Source organism: Enterobacter cloacae complex sp. 372C4 (assembly GCF_050030615.1).
Lineage (GTDB): Bacteria > Pseudomonadota > Gammaproteobacteria > Enterobacterales > Enterobacteriaceae > Enterobacter > Enterobacter intestinihominis.
Window position 1 is genome coordinate 4,058,326 of record NZ_JBLGUQ010000001.1, and the last position, 24,090, is coordinate 4,082,415.

General features: G+C 54.8%; 20 protein-coding genes. 7 read left to right on the forward strand and 13 right to left on the reverse strand.

The genetic code is table 11. The features are described 5' to 3' along the window. The first annotated feature begins 50 nt into the window (after nucleotides 1-50). A complete protein-coding gene (locus tag ACQG11_RS19785) occupies nucleotides 51-1,079 on the forward strand; it encodes a Mal regulon transcriptional regulator MalI (protein WP_022647925.1) in 1,029 nt (342 codons plus the stop codon). 56 nt (nucleotides 1,080-1,135) lie between these two features. On the opposite strand, the gene ACQG11_RS19790 is transcribed toward ACQG11_RS19785, so the two are convergent. Continuing rightward, nucleotides 1,136-2,662: a YdgA family protein gene (locus tag ACQG11_RS19790; protein ID WP_426728688.1), complete on the reverse strand. Its 1,527-nt coding sequence runs from the start codon at nucleotides 2,660-2,662 to the stop codon at nucleotides 1,136-1,138. Between the two features lie 99 nt (nucleotides 2,663-2,761). Further along, nucleotides 2,762-3,937 carry a mannose-6-phosphate isomerase gene (gene manA / locus ACQG11_RS19795; protein ID WP_048966442.1) on the reverse strand — a complete coding sequence of 392 codons (1,176 nt, stop codon included), beginning with the start codon at nucleotides 3,935-3,937 and terminating at the stop codon, nucleotides 2,762-2,764. Nucleotides 3,938-4,136: 199 nt separating this feature from the next. Here manA and fumA point away from each other — a divergent pair, with 199 nt between their 5' ends. Continuing rightward, nucleotides 4,137-5,783: a class I fumarate hydratase FumA gene (fumA, locus tag ACQG11_RS19800; RefSeq protein WP_022647928.1), complete on the forward strand. Its 1,647-nt coding sequence runs from the start codon at nucleotides 4,137-4,139 to the stop codon at nucleotides 5,781-5,783. Between the two features lie 182 nt (nucleotides 5,784-5,965). Next, complete coding sequence (gene fumC / locus ACQG11_RS19805) at nucleotides 5,966-7,360, forward strand: class II fumarate hydratase (protein WP_426728689.1); 1,395 nt, start codon at nucleotides 5,966-5,968, stop codon at nucleotides 7,358-7,360. Here the strand turns inward: fumC and tus are convergent, their stop codons facing one another. From tus to rstA, 4 genes are all read right to left on the reverse strand, one after another. Next, complete coding sequence (gene tus / locus ACQG11_RS19810) at nucleotides 7,361-8,290, reverse strand: DNA replication terminus site-binding protein (RefSeq protein ID WP_022647930.1); 930 nt, start codon at nucleotides 8,288-8,290, stop codon at nucleotides 7,361-7,363. It abuts the gene before it with no gap. Between the two features lie 74 nt (nucleotides 8,291-8,364). Then, a complete protein-coding gene (gene rstB, locus ACQG11_RS19815) occupies nucleotides 8,365-9,663 on the reverse strand; it encodes a two-component system sensor histidine kinase RstB (protein ID WP_426728690.1) in 1,299 nt (432 codons plus the stop codon). A 325-nt stretch (nucleotides 9,664-9,988) separates the two neighbouring features. After that, nucleotides 9,989-10,408, reverse strand: a complete 420-nt coding sequence (gene iraM, locus ACQG11_RS19820) for an anti-adapter protein IraM (protein ID WP_032671145.1) — start codon at nucleotides 10,406-10,408, stop codon at nucleotides 9,989-9,991. 389 nt (nucleotides 10,409-10,797) lie between these two features. Then, nucleotides 10,798-11,514 carry a two-component system response regulator RstA gene (rstA, locus tag ACQG11_RS19825; protein WP_426728691.1) on the reverse strand — a complete coding sequence of 239 codons (717 nt, stop codon included), beginning with the start codon at nucleotides 11,512-11,514 and terminating at the stop codon, nucleotides 10,798-10,800. Between the two features lie 127 nt (nucleotides 11,515-11,641). Here rstA and ACQG11_RS19830 point away from each other — a divergent pair, with 127 nt between their 5' ends. Continuing rightward, a complete protein-coding gene (locus ACQG11_RS19830) occupies nucleotides 11,642-11,977 on the forward strand; it encodes a GlpM family protein (protein ID WP_022647934.1) in 336 nt (111 codons plus the stop codon). Here ACQG11_RS19830 and folM read toward each other — a convergent pair. From folM to ydgH, 3 genes are all read right to left on the reverse strand, one after another. Next, nucleotides 11,974-12,696 (reverse strand): dihydromonapterin reductase, encoded by a 723-nt coding sequence (gene folM / locus ACQG11_RS19835; protein WP_426728692.1) that lies wholly within the window; start codon nucleotides 12,694-12,696, stop codon nucleotides 11,974-11,976. The two genes, ACQG11_RS19830 and folM, sit on opposite strands and share 4 nt — an antisense overlap. A gap of 39 nt (nucleotides 12,697-12,735) precedes the next feature. Beyond that, a complete protein-coding gene (locus ACQG11_RS19840) occupies nucleotides 12,736-14,118 on the reverse strand; it encodes an amino acid permease (RefSeq protein WP_426728693.1) in 1,383 nt (460 codons plus the stop codon). A 185-nt stretch (nucleotides 14,119-14,303) separates the two neighbouring features. After that, nucleotides 14,304-15,248 (reverse strand): DUF1471 family protein YdgH, encoded by a 945-nt coding sequence (gene ydgH, locus ACQG11_RS19845; RefSeq protein ID WP_022647937.1) that lies wholly within the window; start codon nucleotides 15,246-15,248, stop codon nucleotides 14,304-14,306. A gap of 535 nt (nucleotides 15,249-15,783) precedes the next feature. Here ydgH and pntA point away from each other — a divergent pair. The 3 genes from pntA to ACQG11_RS19860 all read left to right on the forward strand — a co-directional run bounded on the left by pntA (nucleotide 15,784) and on the right by ACQG11_RS19860 (nucleotide 19,932). After that, a complete protein-coding gene (gene pntA, locus ACQG11_RS19850) occupies nucleotides 15,784-17,313 on the forward strand; it encodes a Re/Si-specific NAD(P)(+) transhydrogenase subunit alpha (protein ID WP_017384575.1) in 1,530 nt (509 codons plus the stop codon). Nucleotides 17,314-17,323: 10 nt separating this feature from the next. Beyond that, nucleotides 17,324-18,712 carry a Re/Si-specific NAD(P)(+) transhydrogenase subunit beta gene (gene pntB, locus ACQG11_RS19855; protein ID WP_022647939.1) on the forward strand — a complete coding sequence of 463 codons (1,389 nt, stop codon included), beginning with the start codon at nucleotides 17,324-17,326 and terminating at the stop codon, nucleotides 18,710-18,712. Nucleotides 18,713-18,819: 107 nt separating this feature from the next. Continuing rightward, nucleotides 18,820-19,932, forward strand: coding sequence for a mechanosensitive ion channel family protein (locus ACQG11_RS19860; RefSeq protein WP_022647940.1), 1,113 nt, complete (start codon nucleotides 18,820-18,822; stop codon nucleotides 19,930-19,932). 38 nt (nucleotides 19,933-19,970) lie between these two features. Here ACQG11_RS19860 and uspE read toward each other — a convergent pair whose 3' ends face one another. The 4 genes from uspE to abgT all read right to left on the reverse strand — a co-directional run bounded on the left by uspE (nucleotide 19,971) and on the right by abgT (nucleotide 24,046). Continuing rightward, nucleotides 19,971-20,921: a universal stress protein UspE gene (uspE, locus tag ACQG11_RS19865; RefSeq protein WP_003857535.1), complete on the reverse strand. Its 951-nt coding sequence runs from the start codon at nucleotides 20,919-20,921 to the stop codon at nucleotides 19,971-19,973. Nucleotides 20,922-21,058: 137 nt separating this feature from the next. After that, nucleotides 21,059-21,811, reverse strand: coding sequence for a fumarate/nitrate reduction transcriptional regulator Fnr (gene fnr, locus ACQG11_RS19870; protein ID WP_000611906.1), 753 nt, complete (start codon nucleotides 21,809-21,811; stop codon nucleotides 21,059-21,061). A 183-nt stretch (nucleotides 21,812-21,994) separates the two neighbouring features. Beyond that, nucleotides 21,995-22,510, reverse strand: a complete 516-nt coding sequence (gene ogt / locus ACQG11_RS19875) for a methylated-DNA--[protein]-cysteine S-methyltransferase (protein ID WP_032622192.1) — start codon at nucleotides 22,508-22,510, stop codon at nucleotides 21,995-21,997. Between the two features lie 9 nt (nucleotides 22,511-22,519). Next, a complete protein-coding gene (gene abgT / locus ACQG11_RS19880) occupies nucleotides 22,520-24,046 on the reverse strand; it encodes a p-aminobenzoyl-glutamate transporter (RefSeq protein WP_045622841.1) in 1,527 nt (508 codons plus the stop codon). Between the last annotated feature and the right edge of the window lie 44 nt (nucleotides 24,047-24,090).

Consider the following 24,090-nt stretch of genomic DNA (forward strand, 5'->3'; position numbering starts at 1 on the left):
TATTGATAAAACGTTTTAGCGATCTCATTATCAAGGAGTCACGCCACCACATGGCTGTAGCGAAAAAGATCACCATCAACGATGTCGCGCTGGCGGCGGGGGTTTCCGTTAGCACCGTTTCGCTGGTATTGAGCGGGAAGGGGCGCATCTCTCCTGCTACGGGTCAGCGCGTCAACGAGGCCGTTGAGCAACTGGGCTTTGTGCGTAATCGCCAGGCGTCGGCGCTGCGCGGTGGGCAAAGCGGGGTGATAGGGCTGATTGTTCGCGACCTCGCGTCGCCGTTTTATGCAGAACTGACCGCCGGGCTTACCGAGGCGCTTGAAGCGCAGGGACGAATGGTTTTCCTGCTCCACGGTGGGCGCGAACCGGAGCAACTGCTCTCCAGGCTGGATATGCTGCTGACGCAAGGGGTGGATGGGGTGATCGTGGCCGGCGCGTCCGGTGTGGGCAGTGAATTGTGTGAGCGCGCGGCGCAGAAAGGCGTACCGCTGGTGTTTGCGTCGCGCGCCAGCTATCTCGACGAAGCCGATACCCTTCGGCCGGATAACATGCAGGCCGCGCAAATGCTGACCGAGCATCTTATTCATCGCGGCCATCAGCGCATCGCCTGGCTCGGCGGTAAAAGCTCGTCCCTGACGCGTGCGGAGCGGGTGGGCGGTTACTGCTCCACGCTCATCAAATACGGCCTGCCGTTTCACAGCGAATGGGTGGTGGAGTGTGAGTCCAGCCAGAAAAAAGCCGCCGAAGCCATCGGCACGTTGCTTCGCAACAGCCCGACGATCAGCGCGGTGATTTGCTATAACGATGTGATTGCGATGGGGGCGTGGTTCGGCTTGATCCGCGCCGGACGCCAGAGCGGTGAGGGCGGGGTAGAAACGTTCTTCGGCCATCAGGTGGCGCTGGGGGCATTTGCGGATGTCGGTGAAAATGCGCTAGACGATCTCCCCATCGTCTGGGCGACGACGCCGGCTCGTGAAATGGGATACACCCTGGCAGACCGAATTATGCAGCGTATTGAAAATACGGACGTGCAGGCCGGGCATCAGATTGTGGCGGCGCGGTTAGTGACGGTGAAGTAATCTCCGCTGCACATCGCCTGGCAATAAAAAAACCCCTCATGCGAGGGGTTTTTCGTTTACTGCTGCGGTACTGCTGGCGGCGCTGCCGGTTCAGCCGGTGCCGGAATGCCCAGCGTCGGCATACCAAACATGCCGACAAAATCTTCCAGCGGCATTTTATCGCCGTTGAGCGTTACCTGGCCATTAGCATATTGCAGGCTGGTGGAAATGGTGTTGTCTTCCACCTTCGTGATGCGGAACATCTGGCCCATCGCCGCCAGGCCTTTCACCTGTTGGTTTGCCAGTTTACCTGCATCTTCTTCACCATACCCTTCGAGTTTCGCAATCTGCGTCATGAACTCGGTTGCCATATCCATCGGGATGGTCAGCTTGCTGTCGAGCGATTTCACGCTGCGGTCAACTTCCTGCGCCAGGGTCTGCGGCTCGCCGGTCGCGGCCGCCGGATCCTTCAGGAACAGCGACAGGTTGAAGTTGGTTTCGCCTTTGTCGTTTTTCCAGCTCAGTGGCGCAACGGTAATTACCGGCTCGCCTTTCAGCAGGATCGGCAGGTTATTAAACAGCACGGCCATCGCCTGCTGCTGGTACGCCTGCGGGTTCTGTTGCAGGGCGGCATCGGTCAGCAGAGCCTGACTCTCTTTGCTGTATTTCTGGCTAAATTCGTGCCATGCCTGGCCGTCAATGTTGCCAATTTTCAGTGACAGCTTGCCGGTACCCAGGTCCTGATTCTGTACTTTCAGGCTTTTCAGGCTGTAATCCAGCTGGGTGTTGATGCTTTTACCGTCTTTGGAAACGTCAGACTTGCCGTCCAGATCCATGCCTTCCAGCACTGCCATCTCTTTACCTTCAATCGCAATGGCGATCTTATCGAGGCTCAGCTTCTGATCGCCAATACGCTCGTCAAAATCGGTCATACGGCTATTGCCGCTGGCTTTCAGGTTGTTGAAGGTAAGCTGGACCTTCTGGTTATATTCATTGACTGAATTCACCAGGCCGCTGGCGGCATCGCCGGTCAGAGAGACATTCTTGCCGTCGCGATCGGCATCAAGCTGGAAATTACCGCCGCTGAAGGCGACTTTATCGGTGCCTTGTTCGTAATTCAGCGCTTTCAGGTCGATGTCGGAACGCGTATCACCGGCATAGCTGATGCGGGTATTGATCTCGAACGGCGACTCATTTTTCGCCATATCGAAAATTGGCTTCGTCACCTCGTTATTTACCAGTACGGTTCTGGCGGATGCCATAGAGGGGATCAGGTTAAACTTTTTCAACTGTGCCAGCGGGAACGGACCGTGGCTGACCACTTCATCCAGTACAACGCTCTGGCCCGGTTTCAGCCAGGCGTTCTGATTGCCCGCTACCGGCTTCACCACCACCTGCATATGGCTGGTAAAGACGCCACGCTGGTAGTTCTGGTAGCTCAGCTCCAGACCTGCTTCAGGCGCGCTGCGCTTAATCTCGCTGTTTGCCTGCGCCATCATCTCTGCCAGACGGCTTTCCAGCTGTTTCCCGGTATACCAGGAAGCACCCATCCAGATCACGCCTAAAGCAACAATCACTCCTACCGCTACGACCGATTTTTTCATTGCGATTATCCCTAAAATGAAACCAGGCGGTTAAAACCGCCTGGTGTTACAACGCCTGTTACTAGCTTAGCAAGAGTTGTTAAAAAATTCAGTAAGTCCCTAAAGCTTATTAAAAACGCGCGCCAGGCGACCAGTGCCGCTCACGAAGACAGGCGACTCGTTTGCCGGGACAAAAGCGGACTCCCCCGGTTTAAGCAGCAGACGCTCGCTACCGTTATGCAACGTCGCTTCGCCTTCCACACAGAACAGGATCGCGGCGCTCTCCTGTGCAATGGCGGTTTCGTCTGCGCTGAGGTCATGCAGGGAGAAGGCAAAATCGTCAACCGGAATCGGGAAGTCCAGCTCTGCGCCGTTTTTCACCGGCTGAGTAAGCAGCTCCGCAGCAGGTTTCGCCACGAACTTCACGTTGGCAACCAGCTCAGGGATGTCGATGTATTTTGGCGTCAGGCCCGCGCGCAGTACGTTATCGGAGTTAGCCATCACCTCCAGTGCCACGCCATTCAGGTAGGCGTGCGGGGTTTCAGCGAACAGGAACATTGCTTCGCCCGGGTTGAGCTTCACCACGTTCAGCAGCAGCGGAGAGAAGAGGCCGCTGTCGTCCGGATAAAACGCGGAAATTATGCGAATGGTGTCCCATGGCTCACCCTGCTGGCCGTTCAGCGCGGCTTTCAGCACCGCCAGCGCGTGGGATTTTTCCTCGCCCTGCATATTCAACAGGCTGGCAAACAGCGCGCTCAGGGCTTCTGCGTTCGGGTTTTCCAGGAAGTGGGCGATCGCGTTGTGAGCCCCAGCGACCGGTTGCAGCAGGGAGATGATCTCGGAAAACTCGCGGAAGGCATTCATCGCCAGGAAAGGGGTAAGGGCGAAAACCAGTTCCGGCTTGTGGTTAGGATCTTTGTAGTTACGCTCTGCGGCGTCTAACGGAATACCGGCGGCATTTTCTTTGGCAAAGCCCAGCTCAGAGGCTTTTTTGTTCGGGTGAACCTGAATGGAGAGCGGCTGGTCGGCGCACAATACCTTGAACAGAAAAGGCAGCTCACCAAAACGATTCGCCACTTTATCGCCGAGCAGCGCGGCTTTGTCGGCATCGATGACATCACGCAGGCTGCGCACCTGGCCGCTGGCATCTTCAATTTTTGAGCTGCTCTTCGGGTGCGCGCCCATCCACAGCTCTGCCATCGGCAGGTTGTCCGGGTTGGCGATACCGTAGAGATCCGTTAACGCAGTTTTACTTCCCCAGGCGTAGTTTTGCACTGAGTTGATGAGTTTTTGCATTATCAAGCCCTGATTCATATGTGGAATTAACTTCGCGTATTAAAGCAATAAACCGAATGGAAGTAACCTGCGGATGTAAAAAGTCGTACTAGTCTCAGTTTTTGTTAAAAAATTGTGTAGGATAAGCTGACTCGCTTTTAAGCCGGGCAGCGGAACATCTGCCCTGAATAAACAGACCGAAGCAGTAAGTGAGAGAACAATGTCGAATAAACCCTTCCATTATCAGGATCCTTTCCCCCTCAGTCAGGATCGGACCGAGTATTACCTGTTAACCCGCGATTACGTTTCTGTCTCTGAGTTTGAAGGGCAGGAGATCCTCAAAGTTGACCCGCAGGCGCTGACGCTGCTGGCGCAGCAAGCCTTCCACGATGCTTCCTTTATGCTCCGTCCGGCGCATCAGCAGCAGGTTGCCGATATTTTGAGCGATCCGGAAGCCAGCGAGAACGACAAGTACGTTGCCCTGCAATTCCTGCGTAACTCTGATATCGCGGCGAAAGGCATTCTGCCGACCTGCCAGGACACCGGCACGGCGATTATCACCGGTAAAAAAGGCCAGCGCGTCTGGACCGGCGGCGGTGACGAAGCGGCGCTGGCGCGCGGCGTTTACAATACCTACACCGAAGATAACCTGCGCTATTCGCAAAACGCGGCGCTGGATATGTACAAAGAGGTGAACACCGGCACCAACCTGCCTGCGCAGATTGACCTCTACAGTGTCGACGGTGACGAGTACAAATTCCTCTGCATTGCCAAAGGCGGCGGTTCAGCCAACAAAACCTATCTTTACCAGGAAACCAAAGCGCTGCTTACCCCGGGCAAGCTGAAGAACTATCTGGTTGAGAAGATGCGCACCCTTGGCACTGCGGCCTGCCCGCCGTACCATATCGCGTTTGTGATTGGCGGTACGTCTGCTGAAAGCACCCTGAAAACCGTTAAGCTGGCCTCAACCAAATACTACGATGGCCTGCCAACGGAAGGTAACGAACATGGTCAGGCGTTCCGCGACGTGCAGCTTGAGCAGGAACTGCTGGCCGAAGCGCAGAATCTGGGGCTGGGCGCGCAGTTTGGCGGCAAATACTTCGCGCATGACATTCGCGTGATCCGCCTCCCGCGCCACGGTGCATCCTGTCCAGTGGGGATGGGCGTGTCGTGCTCTGCGGATCGTAACATCAAAGCGAAGATCAACCGCGACGGCATCTGGATCGAAAAGCTGGAGAACAACCCGGGCAAATACATCCCTGAAGAACTGCGTAAAGCGGGTGAGGGCGAAGCGGTACGCGTTGACCTGAATCGTCCGATGAAGGAGATCCTGGCGCAGCTTTCGCAGTATCCGGTTTCAACGCGCCTTTCTCTGAACGGGACGATTATTGTTGGCCGCGACATCGCCCATGCGAAGCTGAAAGAGCGCCTGGACAACGGTGAAGGGCTGCCGCAGTACATTAAAGATCACCCGATCTACTACGCAGGCCCGGCAAAAACGCCTGATGGGTATGCTTCCGGCTCGTTAGGCCCAACCACGGCGGGCCGTATGGACTCCTACGTCGACCAGTTGCAGGCCAACGGTGGCAGCATGATCATGCTGGCGAAAGGCAACCGCAGCCAGCAGGTGACGGACGCGTGCCACAAGCACGGCGGCTTCTACCTTGGCAGCATAGGCGGTCCGGCAGCGGTGCTGGCGCAGGGCAGTATCAAGAGCCTCGAGTGCGTGGAGTACCCGGAACTGGGTATGGAAGCGATCTGGAAAATTGAAGTGGAAGACTTCCCGGCGTTTATCCTCGTGGATGACAAAGGTAACGACTTCTTCAAACAGATCCAGTCTTCCCAGTGTTCGGCGTGTGTGAAGTAATTCTGTAAATTGCCGGGTGGCGCTGACGCTTACCCGGCCTACATCCTCGTAGGTCGGGTAAGGCGCAGCCGCCACCCGACATCAAAAAGAGCGCACAAAGCGCCATAACGTTTCTCAGAAGTCATCAATACTTATCTCTTAAGCATGTGAGCAATCCCATCTTTGTTATCAAGGAGTAAGTAATGACAATGCATCGCCGCGAGAAAGACTCCATGGGCGCCATCGACGTCCCGGCCGACAAGCTATGGGGCGCGCAAACCCAGCGTTCGCTGGAGCATTTCCGCATTTCGACAGAGAAAATGCCCGTCTCGCTAATCCAGGCGCTGGCGTTGACCAAACGCGCTGCCGCCAAAGTCAATCAGGATCTGGGCCTGCTGGATGCCGATAAAGCCTCCGCCATCATCAATGCCGCCGACGAAGTGCTGGCGGGCAAACATCCCGACGAATTCCCCCTTGCCATCTGGCAGACCGGCTCAGGCACCCAGAGCAACATGAACATGAACGAGGTGCTGGCGAACCGCGCAAGCGAGCTGCTTGGCGGCGTACGCGGTATGGAGCGGAAGGTTCACCCGAACGATGACGTGAATAAAAGCCAGAGTTCCAACGACGTGTTCCCGACGGCCATGCACGTGGCGGCCGTCATCGCTATCCGCGAGCAGCTTATCCCGCAACTCAACGTGCTCAAATCTACGCTTAACGAGAAAGCGCAGGCTTTCGGAGACATTGTAAAAATTGGTCGTACGCACCTGCAGGACGCCACGCCGCTGACGCTTGGCCAGGAGATCTCCGGCTGGGTGGCGATGCTGGAGCACAATCTTAAGCATATAGACAACAGCCTGCCGCATCTGGCGGAGCTGGCGCTCGGCGGAACGGCGGTTGGCACCGGGTTAAACACCCATCCCGAGTACGCGGTGCGCGTGGCCGAAGAGCTGGCGAAGATCACCGGGCAGCCGTTTGTTACCGCCCCGAATAAATTCGAAGCGCTGGCGACCTGTGATGCGCTGGTCCATACCCATGGCGCGCTGAAAGGGCTGGCAGCCTCGCTGATGAAAATCGCCAACGACGTGCGCTGGCTGGCCTCCGGCCCGCGCTGCGGCATCGGCGAAATCAGCATTCCGGAAAACGAGCCGGGTAGCTCCATTATGCCGGGTAAAGTAAACCCGACGCAGTGCGAAGCCATGACCATGCTGTGCTGTCAGGTGATGGGTAATGACGTTGCGGTCAACATGGGCGGCGCGTCGGGTAACTTCGAGCTTAACGTCTATCGCCCGATGGTGATCCACAACGTACTGCAATCGATTCGTCTGCTGGCCGATGGCATGGAGAGCTTTAACGAGCACTGCGTGGTGGGCATTGAGCCTAATCGCGAGCGAATCAGCCAGCTGCTGAATGAGTCCCTGATGCTGGTCACGGCGCTAAACACCCATATTGGTTATGACAAAGCGGCCGAAATCGCTAAAAAAGCGCACAAAGAGGGGCTTACCCTGAAAGCCTCTGCGCTGGCGCTGGGCTACCTGACGGACGCCGAGTTTGATGCCTGGGTCCGCCCGGAAGCGATGGTGGGCAGCATCAGGTAATCACTGCGCCACATACAGGTGCAGCCGCGGGATAATCAGCTGTAGCGGCTGTGCCTGGGGTTTATAGCGATGCTGAACGTTTTCAGCATCGTAGTTTAGCAGTTCTCCGATATCCGGCACCACCGCACCCTGATCGGCATCGTAGAGCGCAATCAGCGGTGTCGGGCAGGCGTATTGCACCTGCTTTTGCTGTCCGGCATACCAGACACGAGCGATAGGCTGCACCTTCACCGGACGCTTTATTTTAAGACGGGTATCAGCCGGCAGGGAGGCAATGCTGTGGTACTCCTGCTCCAGCCGTTCAATCCACTGTTCCCGCGACCACGGGGCGACCGTTCGCGGCGATTTCAGACTTTTCTCCAGCTGAGCCAGGATCTCGTCGCGCGTGAAGTTTTTAATGATGTGCTTGTTGGCCCAGCCGAAGCGCAGCGTGGCGGGGTGGCGCAGTACCGTCAGCGTGCGGTAAGCATTCAGGGTGATCAGCCCCGGAAGCTGGCGATGCACCCATTCAAAACGGGCAGCCGGTGCCAGCCCGGACTCAACGGTCACGATTTTCTCGAAGGCGGCTTTCAGCGTATTAATATGCGTAATTTGCGCCTCAATGGCTTCACGCGTTGCGGTATCCGTTTGCAGACAGATGACGCCGGGCAGGCGAACGGCGGCCTTACTGCTGCGATTTTCGGACTGCTGCTGGATGAAAAGGCGGCGATAGTGCTGCAACGTCAGTTCCAGCGCCACTTTACCGATATGCTGCGTTACCTCAATGGTGTTCAGCGGGTCGTGTTCCGCGCCTTTCGCCACCTCGGGCAGGGAAAAGACGCGGGCGGCCAACAGGCGGCAGCCCTGTAGTTGCGCCGTCAGGGTCAGTAACGCCTGCTCTATTTCCCGAAATGTGGTGTTAAGCCTTTCGATGAGATCGTAAGTCGCCATAATAGTCCTTAATTAGTTACAACATACTACTGATATAGCACAACACGCCGGGTCAGGCCAGCGTGCGGTTTAGTTCAGGCAGGTACGGGAAGAGGAATGTTGTGATAGATCGGCCAGCTAAAGACGAACCGGGCCCCGCCCAGCTCGCTCGCTTCGCAGCGAACCGAACCGCCCATCGCCTGGGCAATAGAACGGACAATAGCCAGCCCCAGACCACAGCCGCCGGTAGCACGGTCGCGGCTGGGGTCGAGGCGCACAAACGGCTCGAAAACTTTTTCACGCTCCGCTGGCTCAATACCGGGGCCATCGTCTTCCACGCACAGAATTGCCTGGCTCCTCTGCAAATCTAAACCTATGCGCAGCGTGGTTTCGCTGTAGCGCATGGCGTTGTTCATCAGATTATCCAGCACGCGTTCCATCAGGCGCATGTCCAGCGCGCCGTACGCGCCGGGGGTAATGGCTGTCAGCAGTTTTCGCTGAGGGTTAACGCTCTGCACATCGTTAATATGCGTCTGTAGCCAGACGGGAAGATCCGGCGTACTGAGGTGCAACTCCGTCTGAGGCCGATCGAGGCGGGCATAGGTCAGCAGCTCTTCAATCAGCGCTTCAAGCTGGCCAATATCCCGATTGAGGGCCTGCGATTCCGCGGCGGTGAGGTTCTCGCTCATCTCCAGGCGATAACGCAGGCGTACCAGCGGAGTGCGCAGTTCATGCGCAATGCCGTCGATAAGCTGCTTCTTGCTGGCAATCAGGGCGTTGATGTTATCGGCCATCTGGTTAAAGGCAATACCGAGACGGTCAAAACTGGAACCACTGTCGAAATGTATGCGTTCAGTTAAATGACCCTCCCCAAAACGCTGTGCGGCGGATTCCAGTTTCAGCATGTCCTGCCAGTGCGGTCGCATCCAGATGAACACAGGGAAAGCGAGCGAGATGGCAATAAAGCCCAGCAGGGCGAGATCCAGCAGGCGCATCTGGTGCAGGTAATAGAGATAGGGCACTGGCCCGACGGCCAGGACATAGTGGCTGCGCGGAATACGCTGAATGAAGGTATATTTCTCGTCCAGGGCGACGATGTCTCCATCGCGCAAACGCAGCATCGCCGGCGGCGCTAAATCAAAATCCTTCATGGGTTCGATACGCAGATCAAACGACAGATTCAGATCCAGCTCTTTTAACGTACGTGCCCAGTCATGCGGAGGAATTTCGCGCAGCTCGCTACGCATCAGGTAGAGCGAGCTTTTCATCAGATCGTCCAGGGATTGTCTGCCCGCACGCTCTGCGGTGAACTTATAGACCAGCCCGACCAGCATGGTCATCACCAGAAAGCAGACAAACAGCAGTAAATAAAACTGAACAAACAGCTTCTTCATTAATTTCACCGAAACAGGGGCTTCACTACACGTCTTTTACCAGCAGGGTCGCTATGGGCGCAAGTCAGGCATGATGCGTTGAAAAGGGGTAATCGTCGAAAGGTAATAAAACACGGCATCGCTTTATTCCATCAATGCCCGGGTAATCCGTTTACGCTTCGCTATACGAGTTTATTTGCGATTGAGAGTATTTGTGAATCAGAATAACAATGACAAAGGCCACCTGCGGGTGGCTTTATTTATGGCGTTTACCAGTGAGAAGTATCCGGCGCAAACGGTGCGACAAAGAGACTTATCTTTGTAACCTGAACATTACCAACATTCGTTAATGTCTGGATTTGACTGTGCTGACAATCAGTGGATTCGTGATAAACCCATGCGGACACTTACGCGCGTTGCAATGCACCGCGTAGGTACATATCTCCTCTTCCTGGTTTCGATTGTATGGGCAGGCCATCTTGTTTTTAATTTCACTCCATAACATCTCGTTGTAAGGGGAGATGTTGTATATCGATATTGGCTTGAAAACGCCATTAATGAAGACGCCATTCTTTGTCGGATATATCCTATCGCCGGGGTACAAATAGACATCGCTTTCATACCAAATGATGAGTTTCAAGAACTTGAGTCCCAAGATGCTTGAATAAACGATTCCCGTGTTAGGACAAATTACCGAGCTAATGACTCTCCATGACATTGCTATACCTCGTTCATTAAATAATTGAGAGAGTATAAGGTTTAGCATGAGAATTAGATTTCTGCAAACGCGTAAGCTATTGAAAAAGATCGATATTATTTATATGCTAACTATATCCCCTTTGTTTTCATAAGGATAAGATAATAATTTAGTCAATTGTAAAGTTCATTTTTAACACAATGTGCATTTAAGTGACGGATTTTTGATCGATGATGGTTCCTGAACTGCTGAATATATATTGTACTATAGCAATGAAATACATTAGAGCTACTTTTGTTTACGCGATAAATGCACATCGAAATTGAACAGGTAAGAGGAATGTGATCAAAGGATATTTCATGACTAACGATGCATATAATCGAAAACTTACGACGTATACCGATAACATTCCTGATGCATCGCAAGTTATTTTTCGAAATTTACTGTGTAGCTTTTTTTCAGGTTTCCCATGCGTGCGGGGCAAACAGGTAGCCCTTATTACGTACGGTTTTAATGCGGTAGGGCTCGGTGGCGCTGTCCTGCAGTTTTTTTCGCAGGCGAGAAATCGCCACATCAACGCTACGATCCATTCCGTCGTAACTTACGCCGCGCAGATTTTTCAGCAATGCATCCCGGTCCATAATTTGCCCGGCATGAGTTGCCAGCTCCCACAGCAGGTCAAAATCTGCGGTTGAGAGCGCAATTAGCACCCCGGAAAGCATAACCTGTCGGTTGACCGGGTCGATAGAAAGCGTGCCGAACCGCATCGCCTTATGCGGCGTTAAAGAGGGCGCAGGCGCTTCACGCTCAGCGCTGGCACGCTGACGCAGATGAAGGCGCAAACGGGCAAGCAGGACCGCCGGCGGCGTGGTTTTCAGGATGTAGTCATTCGCGCCCATCTCAAGGGACAGAATATGATTCATATCGCTGTCGAGAGAGGTCAGCAGCACGATCGGGCCGTCCCACTTCGCGCGCAGATCCCGGCAAAGCGTCATGCCATCTTTTCCGGGCAGCATAATGTCCAGCAACACCAGGTCCGGATTTTCGCGGGTGACGACGTCTTCAGCGCGATCGCCACGAGGTTCGACAACCACTTCAATATCATGTTTACCCAGATAAGCGGCGATCAATTGTCCCACTTCGGGTTCATCTTCAACATAAACAATCTTATTCATACTACGTCTGTCATCGCGAAAAACGTCAACATACACCGCACAACCTTAACCTTCCATTAATCTTTCATAATTAGCCGGAGTTCCGTTATCCTGCACGGGAATGTTATTTGATTGTTAAGGGAAAAGAATGGGACTGTTGATCAAAGCCGCGCTGGGTGCGCTGGTCGTGCTGTTGATTGGGGTGCTGGCTAAAACGAAGAACTACTACATTGCCGGGCTTATCCCGCTGTTTCCCACCTTTGCGTTAATTGCGCACTATATTGTGGCCTCTGAGCGGGGTATAGAGGCGCTGCGTGCCACCATTGTATTCGGGATGTGGTCAATCATCCCGTATTTCATCTATCTGCTGTCGCTGTGGTACTTCACCGGTTTTCTGCGTCTGCCCCTGGCGCTGGGCGGGGCGGTGGTCTGCTGGAGCCTCAGCGCCTGGGTGCTCATCTTCTTCTGGAGCCGCTTTCACTAGCGCAGCGGGCGGCCACCGTCCACGGCAAACGTCCTGCCCGTGACGTAACAGCTGGTCAGCAGATAATCGATCAGGTCGATCACCTCTTTCTCGCCGGGCGCAATTTTCATCAACGACTTGTTAAGCGCATGCTGACGATACTCGGCATCATCGCCCTCGTTAAATAAAATCATCGCCGGGGCAATCGCGTTGACTTTTACCTCGGGGGCCAGCTTGCGCGCGAACGAGCGAGTCATATTATCCAGCGCGGCTTTGCTGGCCGCGTAGGCGATGTGTTTATCGCTGCCTCGCTCCACCACGTAATCGGTGAAATGGATAATGTCGCCTGCGGCATGGCCGTGTCCGCGTAGCAGATCCTGTAGGGCATGGTTGAGCAGATAAGGCGCATTAACGTGGATCTGCATCATGCAGGCGAGCGTTTCGCTGAGCGAATGTCCTGCTTTTTCAGGAAGCCAGGTACTGGCGTTGTGAATAACCGCCCGCAGCCCGGGGGTGGTCGATTTCACTTTTTCCGCGAAAGCAAGAATACCTTCATCCGTGGAGAAATCCGCCTGAATGCAGACGGCTCCGGCATGTCGTAGCCCTTCAATGGAGGGATATTCCGTGCGGTAACTGACGATAACCGGATGGCGAAGATTGAGAAAGTGATGGGCGAGGGCGAGGCCGATGCGACGGCCTGCGCCAGTGATCAATATTGGGCGTTGCTGCGTGTGTCCCATCGTAATCTCCTTTTCAGTTCAACAATGGGACAGGCGGCGCTATCCCATTAACATCCACGTTGCCGGTACGGCAGCGACTAACAGCAAACCTATCAACGCCATTTCGCGGCGCTTAAGGGCATTATCAAGCTGATGCGTACGGCGAGCGTAGATAAACACCAGCAGGCCTGGCGCGTAGAGCACCACGGACAGCAGCAGATGCATCGGGCCGGAAGCATACAATAACCATAGACCGTAAATACAGGCACCTACGCCTACCGCATAGTGTGCCGGGCGGGTCGCAATTTTTAACAGATATGCGCCCACTAAGAAATAGGGTACCAGAATCATCTCGGAGGCGATGGTCAGCAGCGTGTTATAGTCCGAACCTGTGAGCCAGATCAGCACCAGACAGACCTGCACGCTGATGTTGGTGAGCCACAGAGAGGCCGATGGCGAACTGTTTTTGTTCTGACGGGCAAACAGGCGCGGGAACGCTTTGTGCGTGGCGGCCAGGAACGGAACTTCCGCCGCCATAATGGTCCAGCTCAGGTACGCGCCGCAGACGGAGACAATCAAACCTGCCGCGATAACCACATCACCCCAGGGACCGAGCATTTTCACCATCAGCCCGGCCATGGACGGATTACGCATCTCCGCCAGTTCAGGGCGGGCCACCACACCGAGCGACAGCAGCGTCACCAGCAGATAAACGCCCAGCGCCGCCAGGACGGCCAGCAGCGTGGCGCGTCCCACGTCGCGTTTGTTACGCGCGCGGGCAGAGACCACGACGGCACCTTCAACACCGATGAACACCCACAGGGTAATCAGCATGGTATTTTTCACCTGCTCCCAGACGGGAACGCCCAACGCAATACCGCTGAAATCGAGCGTAAAGACATCGAGACGGAAGGCGAGGAAGGCCAGCACGACGAACAGGCCAAGTGGCACCAGCTTGGCCAGCGTCGCCACCAGGTTAATGCTGGCCGCGGTCTGAACGCCGCGCAAAATCAACCAGTGAACAATCCACAGCAGCACCGAGGCGCCGACGATGGACTGCCAGGTATTGCCGTCACCAAACAGGCGCAGTTCGGGCGTATCGGTAAAGAAACTGAGCGCCGAGAAGACGATAACCAGATAGGAGACGTTGGCGATCACCGCGCACAGCCAGTAGCCCCAGGCGGAGCAGAAGCCAATCAGCTCGCCAAAACCTTCACGGGCGTAAGTGAATATTCCGCCGTCCAGATCCGGTCGGATACGCGTCAGCAGCAGCATGGCGAACGCCAGCAACAAAATCCCGACGCCGGTGATGCCCCAGCCAATCAATAATGCGGCCGGGCTGGCGACGGCCGCCATGTTCTGCGGCAAACTGAATACGCCCGCGCCCAGCATTGAGCTCAATACAAGTGCAGTTAACGCACTCAGGCCAAGTTTCTTTTCCATTGGCTTCCTGTTATGAAAAGTCCAAATCCAGAATAATTATTTCGCTAAGGCGCATAAAAATGGTGGATCACGCTAAGGCGCGGGATTTTACGGAGTGTGACGGATGCATGCAATGACATGGGGCAGAAATCAGAAAAAAAGTAACAAAAAAGGCGGCACTGCGCCGCCTTTATGAAACCGTTTTGTTACTTGTACAGATCGGCACTGATGGTCAGGTTGTTGCCACGTTCCTGCCACTGGCGGGTGATGTGATAATACTTCGCGCCTTTCTTCGCAGCACGCTTCGCCACCTGATAGGAGATTTCTGTCATGTTGCCATAGTTGCCCGTAAACTTGATGCTGTCGAACGGCACCATCTGCGCGGCAGTGGCTTTGTTCAGCTCTTCAATTTTCGTGCCGTCTGGTAACGTAACGGTATAACGACCGCCTTTGGTGGATTGGGTTTCAAAGAAACGACCCACTTCTGCGCTTGGTGCCGCAGACGTTGCTACGCCCGGAATTTCAACTTTCTTCGCTTCTTCACCGCCTTTTGCTAACGCAGCACGACCGGCTTCTGAATCCGCTGGAATCGCATCCGGGCTTTGCACTACGCGTTTTTTCGCATCTTGCTTATAGATGAAGGCGGTAATGCGCTGGTTTCCGCCCTGGTTGGCATCAACCTGACGCACGATATAAAACGCGTAAGCGCCTTTTTCTCTCGCGGCTTTGGTGATGGCATCGTTAACTTCAGGCTGGCTGCGGTAGAAGCCCTGAACGGTCACGGTGTCATACGGTTCCAGCTGAACAGCCTGATCTTTCGGCAGTTCAACAATGCCGTTAATAACGCGGTTTTTCTGTTCATCTGCCTTTGGGGCATTCTCTTTGTACAGCGCAACAGTCACGCGCTGGTTACCGCTGTTGCCCTGATCGGACTGGTCAACAACGTAAAACGAGGCAGCGCCGTTTTTATCGGCGGCTTTTGATGCGGCGGCGACGGCATCGCCAATGGAATTATACCGACCCACAATGACCGTATGGTCAAAAGGTTTTAACGCTGCCGCTTGCTCCGGCGTCAACTCTGTCGCAGCATTCGCTGACAGGGCGGTCGCGGAAAGAAGTGCGGACGCCAGGAGAGTGTTCTTAAGCTTCATAAAAATAATCCTTCGCCTTGCGCAAACCATGTACTGGTGTTGTTGTTAATTTGAGACGGTCCCGATTATGGCATTTAACACCCGTCGCTGTCTGCGGCATTTTTCACAGCCTGTGCTCAGCAAAGGACCTGATTCGATAACATTTTGTGATATGTGGAAAAAACAGGCGTTTCACAAGAAAAACTGATTAAGCATATGACTTTTACAAGTTAATTTAATGTTAATGAGTTGTTCTTTTATGGCGCTATATCATGTTTTTACCGCTTCGCTTGCGCGATTTATCGGTCCTGAAGGCGAATTTAAGGTAAATATCTCTGTCAGTGACCCCGATCGCTTATTTTTCACAGATAAAATAAGAAATAGTGTTTTCTGGCGGTAGATCACGGGCGCTATTTTCAGTAGGTTATAGAAAGTTTGTTACTGTTTTATTTTCCGGGGTTAATCATTCTCCGTCGTTATCGCGATGGTGAAAATTGATACGAACCGCGGGCAATTATCGACAAACCATCATCACAAACCGATGGAAGGGAAAACTATGCGTATTGGGGTACCAAAAGAACGGTTAGCCAATGAAACCCGCGTAGCGGCAACACCAAAAACGGTGGAGCAACTGCTTAAACTGGGTTTTACCGTCGCGATTGAAAGCGGCGCGGGCAAACTGGCGAGTTTCGATGACGAGGCCTTTACTCAGGCTGGCGCGGACGTAGTGGACGGTGCTGAGGTCTGGCAATCACCCATTATTCTGAAGGTAAACGCACCGGAAGAGAGTGAAATTGAACTGCTGAACGCGGGCACGACGCTTGTGAGCTTTGTCTGGCCAGCCCAAAACCCGGAGCTGATGGAGAAACTGGCGGCACGCGGTGTCACCGTGATGGCGATGGATTCCGTGCCGCGTATTTCGCGCGCGCAGTCTCTGGATGCGCTGAGTTCTATGGCAAACATTGCCGGCTATCGCGCCATTGTCGAAGCTGCGCATGAGTTTGGTCGCTTCTTTACCGGTCAAATTACGGCCGCAGGCAAAGTACCACCCGCGAAGGTGATGGTAATTGGTGCCGGTGTGGCAGGTCTTGCCGCTATTGGGGCCGCAAACAGCCTGGGCGCTATTGTTCGTGCGTTTGATACCCGGCCGGAAGTGAAGGAGCAGGTGCAGAGTATGGGCGCCGAATTCCTTGAGCTGGACTTCAAGGAAGAAGCGGGCAGCGGTGATGGTTACGCGAAGGTCATGTCTGAAGCCTTTATTAAGGCGGAAATGGCGCTCTTTGCGGCGCAGGCAAAAGAGGTGGACATCATTGTCACCACCGCGCTTATTCCGGGTAAACCGGCACCGAAGCTGATCACCCGTGAGATGGTGGATTCCATGCAGCCGGGCAGCGTGATTGTCGATCTGGCGGCGCAAAACGGCGGTAACTGTGAGTATACCGTGCCAAATCAGGTCACGACGACCGCGAACGGCGTGAAGGTGATCGGTTATACCGACCTGCCAGGACGTCTGCCAACCCAGTCCTCTCAGCTGTACGGCACGAACCTCGTTAATCTGCTGAAGCTGCTCTGCAAAGAGAAAGACGGCAACATCACCGTTGATTTTGATGATGTGGTGGTGCGCGGCGTGACCGTGGTGCGTGAAGGGGAAATCACCTGGCCTGCACCGCCGATACAGGTTTCCGCTCAGCCTCAGGCTGCGCCGAAAGCGGCGCCTGAGCCTGCAGAACCAGCGAAACCTGCGTCGCCGTGGCGCAAATACGCCATCATGGCGCTGGTCATTATCCTGTTTGGCTGGCTGGCGGACGTCGCGCCAAAAGAGTTCCTTGGCCACTTCACCGTCTTCGCGCTCTCCTGCGTGGTGGGTTACTACGTCGTATGGAACGTTTCCCATGCGCTGCATACCCCGCTGATGTCGGTTACCAATGCCATCTCCGGGATTATCGTGGTTGGGGCATTGCTGCAAATTGGTCATGGCGGCTGGATCAGCTTCCTGAGCTTCATTGCAGTGCTGATCGCCAGTATCAATATTTTCGGTGGTTTCACCGTGACTCAGCGCATGCTGAAAATGTTTCGTAAAGGCTAAGGGGTAGCATATGTCTGGAGGATTAGTTACAGCCGCATACATTGTTGCTGCAATCCTGTTTATTTTCAGTCTGGCGGGGCTTTCCAAACACGAAACGTCTCAGCAGGGAAATAACTTTGGTATCGCCGGGATGGCGATTGCGCTGATTGCCACCATCTTTGGGCCGGACACCGGCAACGTGGCGTGGATCCTGGTGGCGATGATCATCGGTGGTGCGATTGGTATTCGTCTGGCGAAACGCGTTGAAATGACCGAGATGCCGGAGCTGGTTGCTATTCTGCACAGCTTCGTGGGTCTGGCCGCGGTGCTGGTGGGCTTCAACAGCTATCTGTACCACGAACCGGGTCTGGAACCGATTCTGGTGAACATCCACCTGACCGAAGTGTTCCTCGGCATCTTCATTGGTGCGGTGACCTTCACCGGCTCAATCGTGGCGTTCGGCAAACTGCGCGGGAAGATCTCTTCCAAACCGCTGATGCTGCCTAACCGCCATAAGCTGAATCTGGCGGCGCTGGTCGTTTCCTTTGTGCTGCTGGTGGTCTTCGTGCGTACCGAAAGCGTAGGCTTGCAGGTGCTGGCGTTACTGGTGATGACCATTATCGCGCTGGCCTTCGGCTGGCATTTGGTGGCGTCTATCGGCGGGGCAGATATGCCGGTAGTCGTCTCCATGCTGAACTCCTATTCCGGTTGGGCAGCGGCGGCAGCAGGCTTCATGCTGAGCAACGACCTGCTGATTGTCACCGGTGCGCTGGTCGGTTCTTCCGGTGCGATCCTGTCTTACATCATGTGTAAGGCGATGAACCGCTCGTTTATCAGCGTCATCGCGGGTGGCTTCGGTTCTGACGGTTCATCAACCGGTTCTGATGAGGAAGTGGGTGAACACCGTGAAATCAGTGCGGAAGACACCGCAGAGATGCTGAAAAACTCGCATTCCGTTATCATCACCCCGGGCTATGGCATGGCGGTGGCGCAGGCGCAGTATCCGGTGGCGGAAATCACCGAGAAACTGCGCGCGCGCGGTATCAAGGTTCGCTTTGGTATTCACCCGGTGGCGGGGCGTCTGCCAGGCCACATGAACGTGCTGCTGGCGGAAGCGAAGGTGCCTTACGACATCGTGCTGGAAATGGACGAGATCAACGATGATTTCGCCGACACCGACACCGTGCTGGTGATTGGCGCCAACGACACCGTTAACCCGGCGGCGCAGGACGATCCGCGCAGCCCGATTGCGGGTATGCCTGTTCTCGAAGTGTGGAAGGCGCAGAACGTCATTGTCTTCAAACGCTCTATGAACACCGGCTATGCTGGCGTGCAGAACCCGCTGTTCTTTAAAGATAACACCCACATGCTGTTTGGCGACGCCAAGGCCAGCGTGGATGCGATTCTGAAATCTCTTTAATTCCGCTTCATCCTGTCAAACCGCCCCTGGGGGCGGTTTTCTTATTTCTGCGGTCAGCCATTCTCCTCTGTCTATACTTTACCCTTTGTGTAATACGAGGAGGTGTAATGCAATTTCTGTCCCGCTTTGACATCATCGCGCTGATGATGACGCCATCATTCTGGATTGGCGTCGCCACGGTAGTCTTTGTAACTCTGCTGGTGTACTGGCTGCTGACGCGCCTGATCGCCTTTGTTAAGAAAGGGATCACCACCTGGGGCGACAAGCATCCCACCACCAACCGGATGCGTTTTATCCTGACGGATATGCTTAACCGCACCAGCCGCTTCCTGCTTTTTGTCGTGGCGCTGCTGTTCAGCCTGCGTTTCGTCGACTTACCGGATCATCTCTTTGGTACCGTGAGCCACGCCTGGTTCCTGGTCTTCGCTATCCAGGTGGCGCTGTGGATGGATCAGGGGGTGGTGTCGTGGCTTCGTCACGTCATGCTGGCGCCGGGAAGCCATAAAAACCCGGTGACGCTGGTGATCACGGGGCTTATCCTCCGTGCCATTGTCTGGTCAGTGATGCTGCTGTCTATCCTTGCTAACGCGGGCGTCAACATCACTGCTCTGGTTGCCAGCCTTGGGGTAGGGGGTATTGCTATCGCCCTCGCGGTGCAAACGATCCTGAGCGACGTGTTTGCATCGCTCTCCATCGGTTTTGATAAGCCGTTCGAAATCGGCGATTTTGTGGTGTTTAACGATGTCGCCGGGACGGTAGAGCACATCGGCCTGAAAACCACCCGTATCCGTAGCCTGAGCGGGGAGCAGATTGTCTGCGGGAACGCCATCCTGCTGCAACAGACGCTGCATAACTACAAGCGGATGCAAACGCGCCGGATCGTCTTTACCTTCGGGGTCGCCAGCGACACGGCGCCGGAAAAACTGCGTTCAGTGGGTGATATGGTCAAACAGATCATTACCGACGTCGGGGAAACGAAGTTTGACCGCGCCCATTTCCTGGGCTTCGATCGCGATCGCCTGACCTTCGAGGTGGTCCATATCGTTAATACGGCGGATTACAACAAGTACATGGATATTCAGCAGGAGATCAATATTCGTATTCTGGAGGGGCTGAACCAGCAGGAGATCAAGCTGGCGCTGCCGAGCATGGTTCTGCACGCGCCCTGGATGAATGCTGGCGACGAGGCACCGGCGCAACGGTTGAGCGAAGCGCAATAAAAAAAGCCCGCCGTTACCGGCGGGCTTTCATTTTGGGGTCAATCGTCTTCCTCATCGTCCAGTTCAACCGGCGTCTGATACTGATCCGGCTTGATAACCAGAAGGTCGCAGCGAAGATGGTCGATCACCTGCTCGGCGGTATTACCCAGGAACGCGGCAGAAATACCGGTCCGGCCAATGGTGCCCAGCACCACAATCCCGGCCTGCAAATGCTCCGCCAGATCCGGAATAACCTCTTCAGGTAACCCTTTTTCTACGTGCGTCATGTTCTCATCGATACTGAATTTCTGGCGCAGCGCTTTCATGGCCAGCAGATGCTGACCGCGAATCGCGTCGTTATACACGCTCGGGTCAAATTCAGGCAGCTCGATGGCGATATTGATTGGCGTAACCGGATAGGCCCCCACCAGATGGACTTCAGTGTGGTTAACCTGGTCGGCTAGCTGAAGGGTCTCCTTCACCAGCTTCTCGTTCAGCGAATTGTGATAATCCTCTTCGCTGGCCAGATTGACCGCCACGACGGCTTTCCCGCCCTCAGGCCACGGCTGATCTTTCACCATCCATACCGGACAAGGGCATTTGCGCAGCAGGTGCCAGTCGGTCGGGGTGAAAATCACGGATTCCAGTTTGTCATGCTGGTGCGCCATTTTCAGCAGCAGGTCATGCCCACCGGCCACCACTTCCTGAATAATGGCTTCGAAAGGACGGTTGTGCCAGACCACCTTGATATCGATAGGTACGCCCGCTTCCAGATAATACTTCGCCTGCTCGCGGATCCACGCGGTACGCTGGCTGATCACTCCCTGACGCATAGCGGTGCGCTCGTCAGGCGACAGAAGGGTGGTCATCTCGTATGAGAAGTCATAAATCGGCAAAAAGGCTTTAATTTTGCCACCAATCCGTTGATGTAAATACACAGCACGTCGTAATGCTGGCTGATCGTCCTGATTCGGATCGATAGCCACCAGCATATTTTGATACTTTGCCATACAGGTCTCCTTACTACTGTCACCACAGTCTGTAAGTAAAAGAGTAACCTATATATCTTGAATGAAACAGGGGGGAAGTTTTTGCCAGATCAATAATCATGAAAATTTATCGATCTGGCATAAGATATCCGGGAGAGTTATGCCACGTTACGTGAGTGACCCGCCAGAATGGCCAGGGCTTCACCGTTTTCAATGGTGATGTACTTACCTTTAACCGCCAGCATTCCGCTCTTCTGGAAACGACCCAGCAGACGGCTGATGGTTTCCACGGTCAGGCCCAGATAGTTACCAATATCGCCACGCGTCATGGTCAGACGGAATTCGCGTGGGGAGAAGCCACGTTCCGCGAAACGGCGGGAGAGGTTATAGATAAAGGCGGCCAGACGCTCTTCGGCATTCTTTTTGGAAAGCAGCAGGATCATATCCTGATCGCCTTTGATCTCACCGCTCATCAGACGCATCATCTGCTGACGCAGGTTCGGCATCTTACCGGACAGATCGTCCAGCGTTTCAAACGGGATTTCACAAACCATAGAGGTTTCCAGCGCCTGAGCAAAGCTCGGGTGATGGCCACTGCCGATGGCGTCAAAGCCGACTAAATCGCCCGCCAGATGGAAGCCAGTGATCTGCTCGTCGCCCTGTTCGGTAATGGTGTAGCTTTTGATGGTGCCAGAACGGATAGCATAGAGCGATTTCAGTTCGTCTCCCGCTTTAAACAGCGTCTGCCCTTTCTGAATAGGCTTTTTGCGCTCGATGATATTGTCAAGCTGATCGAGTTCATGCTCATTCAGAGTAAACGGGATACAGAGCTGGCTGATGCTGCAATCCTGGCAATGGATAGCACAACCGCCAGACTGAATGCGTCGTATAATTCGCTTTTCCGGGATCATAGGTTTGCTCAAGCCTTAATTGATATTGGTCAATTTTAACATCTTTTTGGTAAGGACGTAAGTCTGGCAAACCCCCAATAAAGACAAGAGACGGCAGCGAGCTGCCATCTCCTTGAAATTCCACAGAATGATTAAGGATTATTAGCCTAACAGGAAGAAAATTAAGCACAAAAAGCCTGGGAATTACAGCAGAAAATACCCTTCGTGACGCAGCAGCCACTCTTTACGCTGTACGCCCCCGGCATAGCCGGTGAGGGTGCCGTTGCGCCCGATCACGCGATGGCAAGGCACCACAATGCTGACGGGATTTGAGCCATTTGCCGCACCGACTGCGCGCGCCGCGCCGGCACGGCCAAGCTGCTCTGCCAGCTGACCGTAGTGCATCACCTGCCCGCAGGGAATGTTACGTAGCGCCTGCCACACCTCGCGCTGAAAAGGGGTACCCGCCGTGGCGGTTGGCAGGGTATTAATAATGCTGAGATCGCCCTCGAAGTAGGCCGCCAGTTTATCGCTCAGCCCGCCAGGATTACGGGCAGTAATACGCTCGTAACCCTCGGCGCGATAATGGATGTTGAGCAGCTCAACCATCCGGTCGCTGTGCTCTTCCCACTCAACAGCGCGCAGATTGAACGCTTCATCCGCGATAACCCACAGCGGCCCCAGCGGCGTCGCAATCTTATCTTCGAGTAATCTCAGCATCAGTACTCCTTAGTTCAGCCTCGGGTAAACACCCGGTCCAATCGGCAGGCCGACAAGATACCACGCCACCAGCATCACCAGCCATACCCCTAAGAAGATAAGCGGATAGGGCAGAACCAGCGAATAGTAGGTACCCAGCTTAGCCTCCGGTCTGTAGCGTTGCAGGAAGCCTAAAAACAGCGGAACGAAGGGTGACACGGGCGCCAGCGGGATCACCGAAGAATCGGCGACACGGAACAGGATCTGGGCGAATGCCGGATGAAAGCCGAGCATCATAAACATGGGGACAAAGATGGGGGCCAGAATCGACCAGATGGCCGACCCGCTGGCAATAAACATGCACAGCAGGGACGACAGCAGCGCCAGGCCGACAAACGCCGGAACCCCGCTCAACCCCGCCGCCTCCAGCGCGTCCGTCAGGCTCACGGCCATAAACTTGCCCATGTTGCTCCAGTTAAACATGGCCACAAACTGCGCCAGCGGGAACACCATCACGATAAAACCCGCCATCTCCTTCATCGGCTCGATCATCAGGTGCGGCAGATCTCCCTGACGGCGGATTTTACCGGTAGCGATGCCGTAGGCGAGCGAAACGACGAAGAAGAAGAGAATTATCAGCGGCACAATACCCTGAATAAACGGCGAGGGAAGTACGGTGTGTTTGATCGGATCGCGCAACACGCCATTCTCCGGCACCACCATCAGCGCCACAGCCGCAATGAACGCCAGCGAGACGATCCCGGCGACGCGCAGGCCGAATTGCTGCTCTTTGCTCAGCGTCTCCAGCTTTTCATCGCTCCGGCCTTCCCATTTACCCAGGCGCGGCTCAACGATCTTATCGGTAATCAGCCCCCCGACAATCGTCAGGACAATCACCGAACTGGCCATAAAGTACCAGTTGTCGATCACGCTGACGTGCATGGCCGCATCGATGGTGCTGGCAGCCTCCGTGCTGATGCCGGAGAGCAGCACATCGGTGGTCACGATAAGCAGGTTAGCGGTAAACCCACAGCCGACGCCTGCGATCGCCGACAGCAGGCCCGCAACAGGATGACGGCCAACGGCGAGGAAAATCAGCGCCCCCATCGGCGGCATGATCACCAGCGCCGCGTCGGACGAGATATGGCTGAAGAAGGCAATAAACAGCACCATATAGCTGGCATAACGCGCGCTGACGTGCGAGGCCATTTTCACCATCAGCGCGGGCAGCAGACCCACACGTTCGGCCAGACCCGCGCCTAACACCAGCGCCAGGATGGCGCCCAGCGGCGCAAAACCGCTGAAGTTTTTAATCACGTTCGGCAAAAACCAGTGCAACCCCTCCACGCTGAGCAGATTTTTTACGGCCACCATGCTGCCGTCGGCCGGGCTGCGCACGCTCACATCAAAGGCGGACAGCACGGCTGTCGCGACCATCAGGATGACAATTAAATAGATAAAAAGCAGGAAAGGGTGCGGCACTTTATTACCGATCCTTTCAACCCAGCCATAGAGCTTACCGGATGGGGAATGCGAAGGTATGGATGACATACTCATGGGCGTTCCTCGGGACTGTTGTTGTGTTGTGTTGTGTTGTGTTG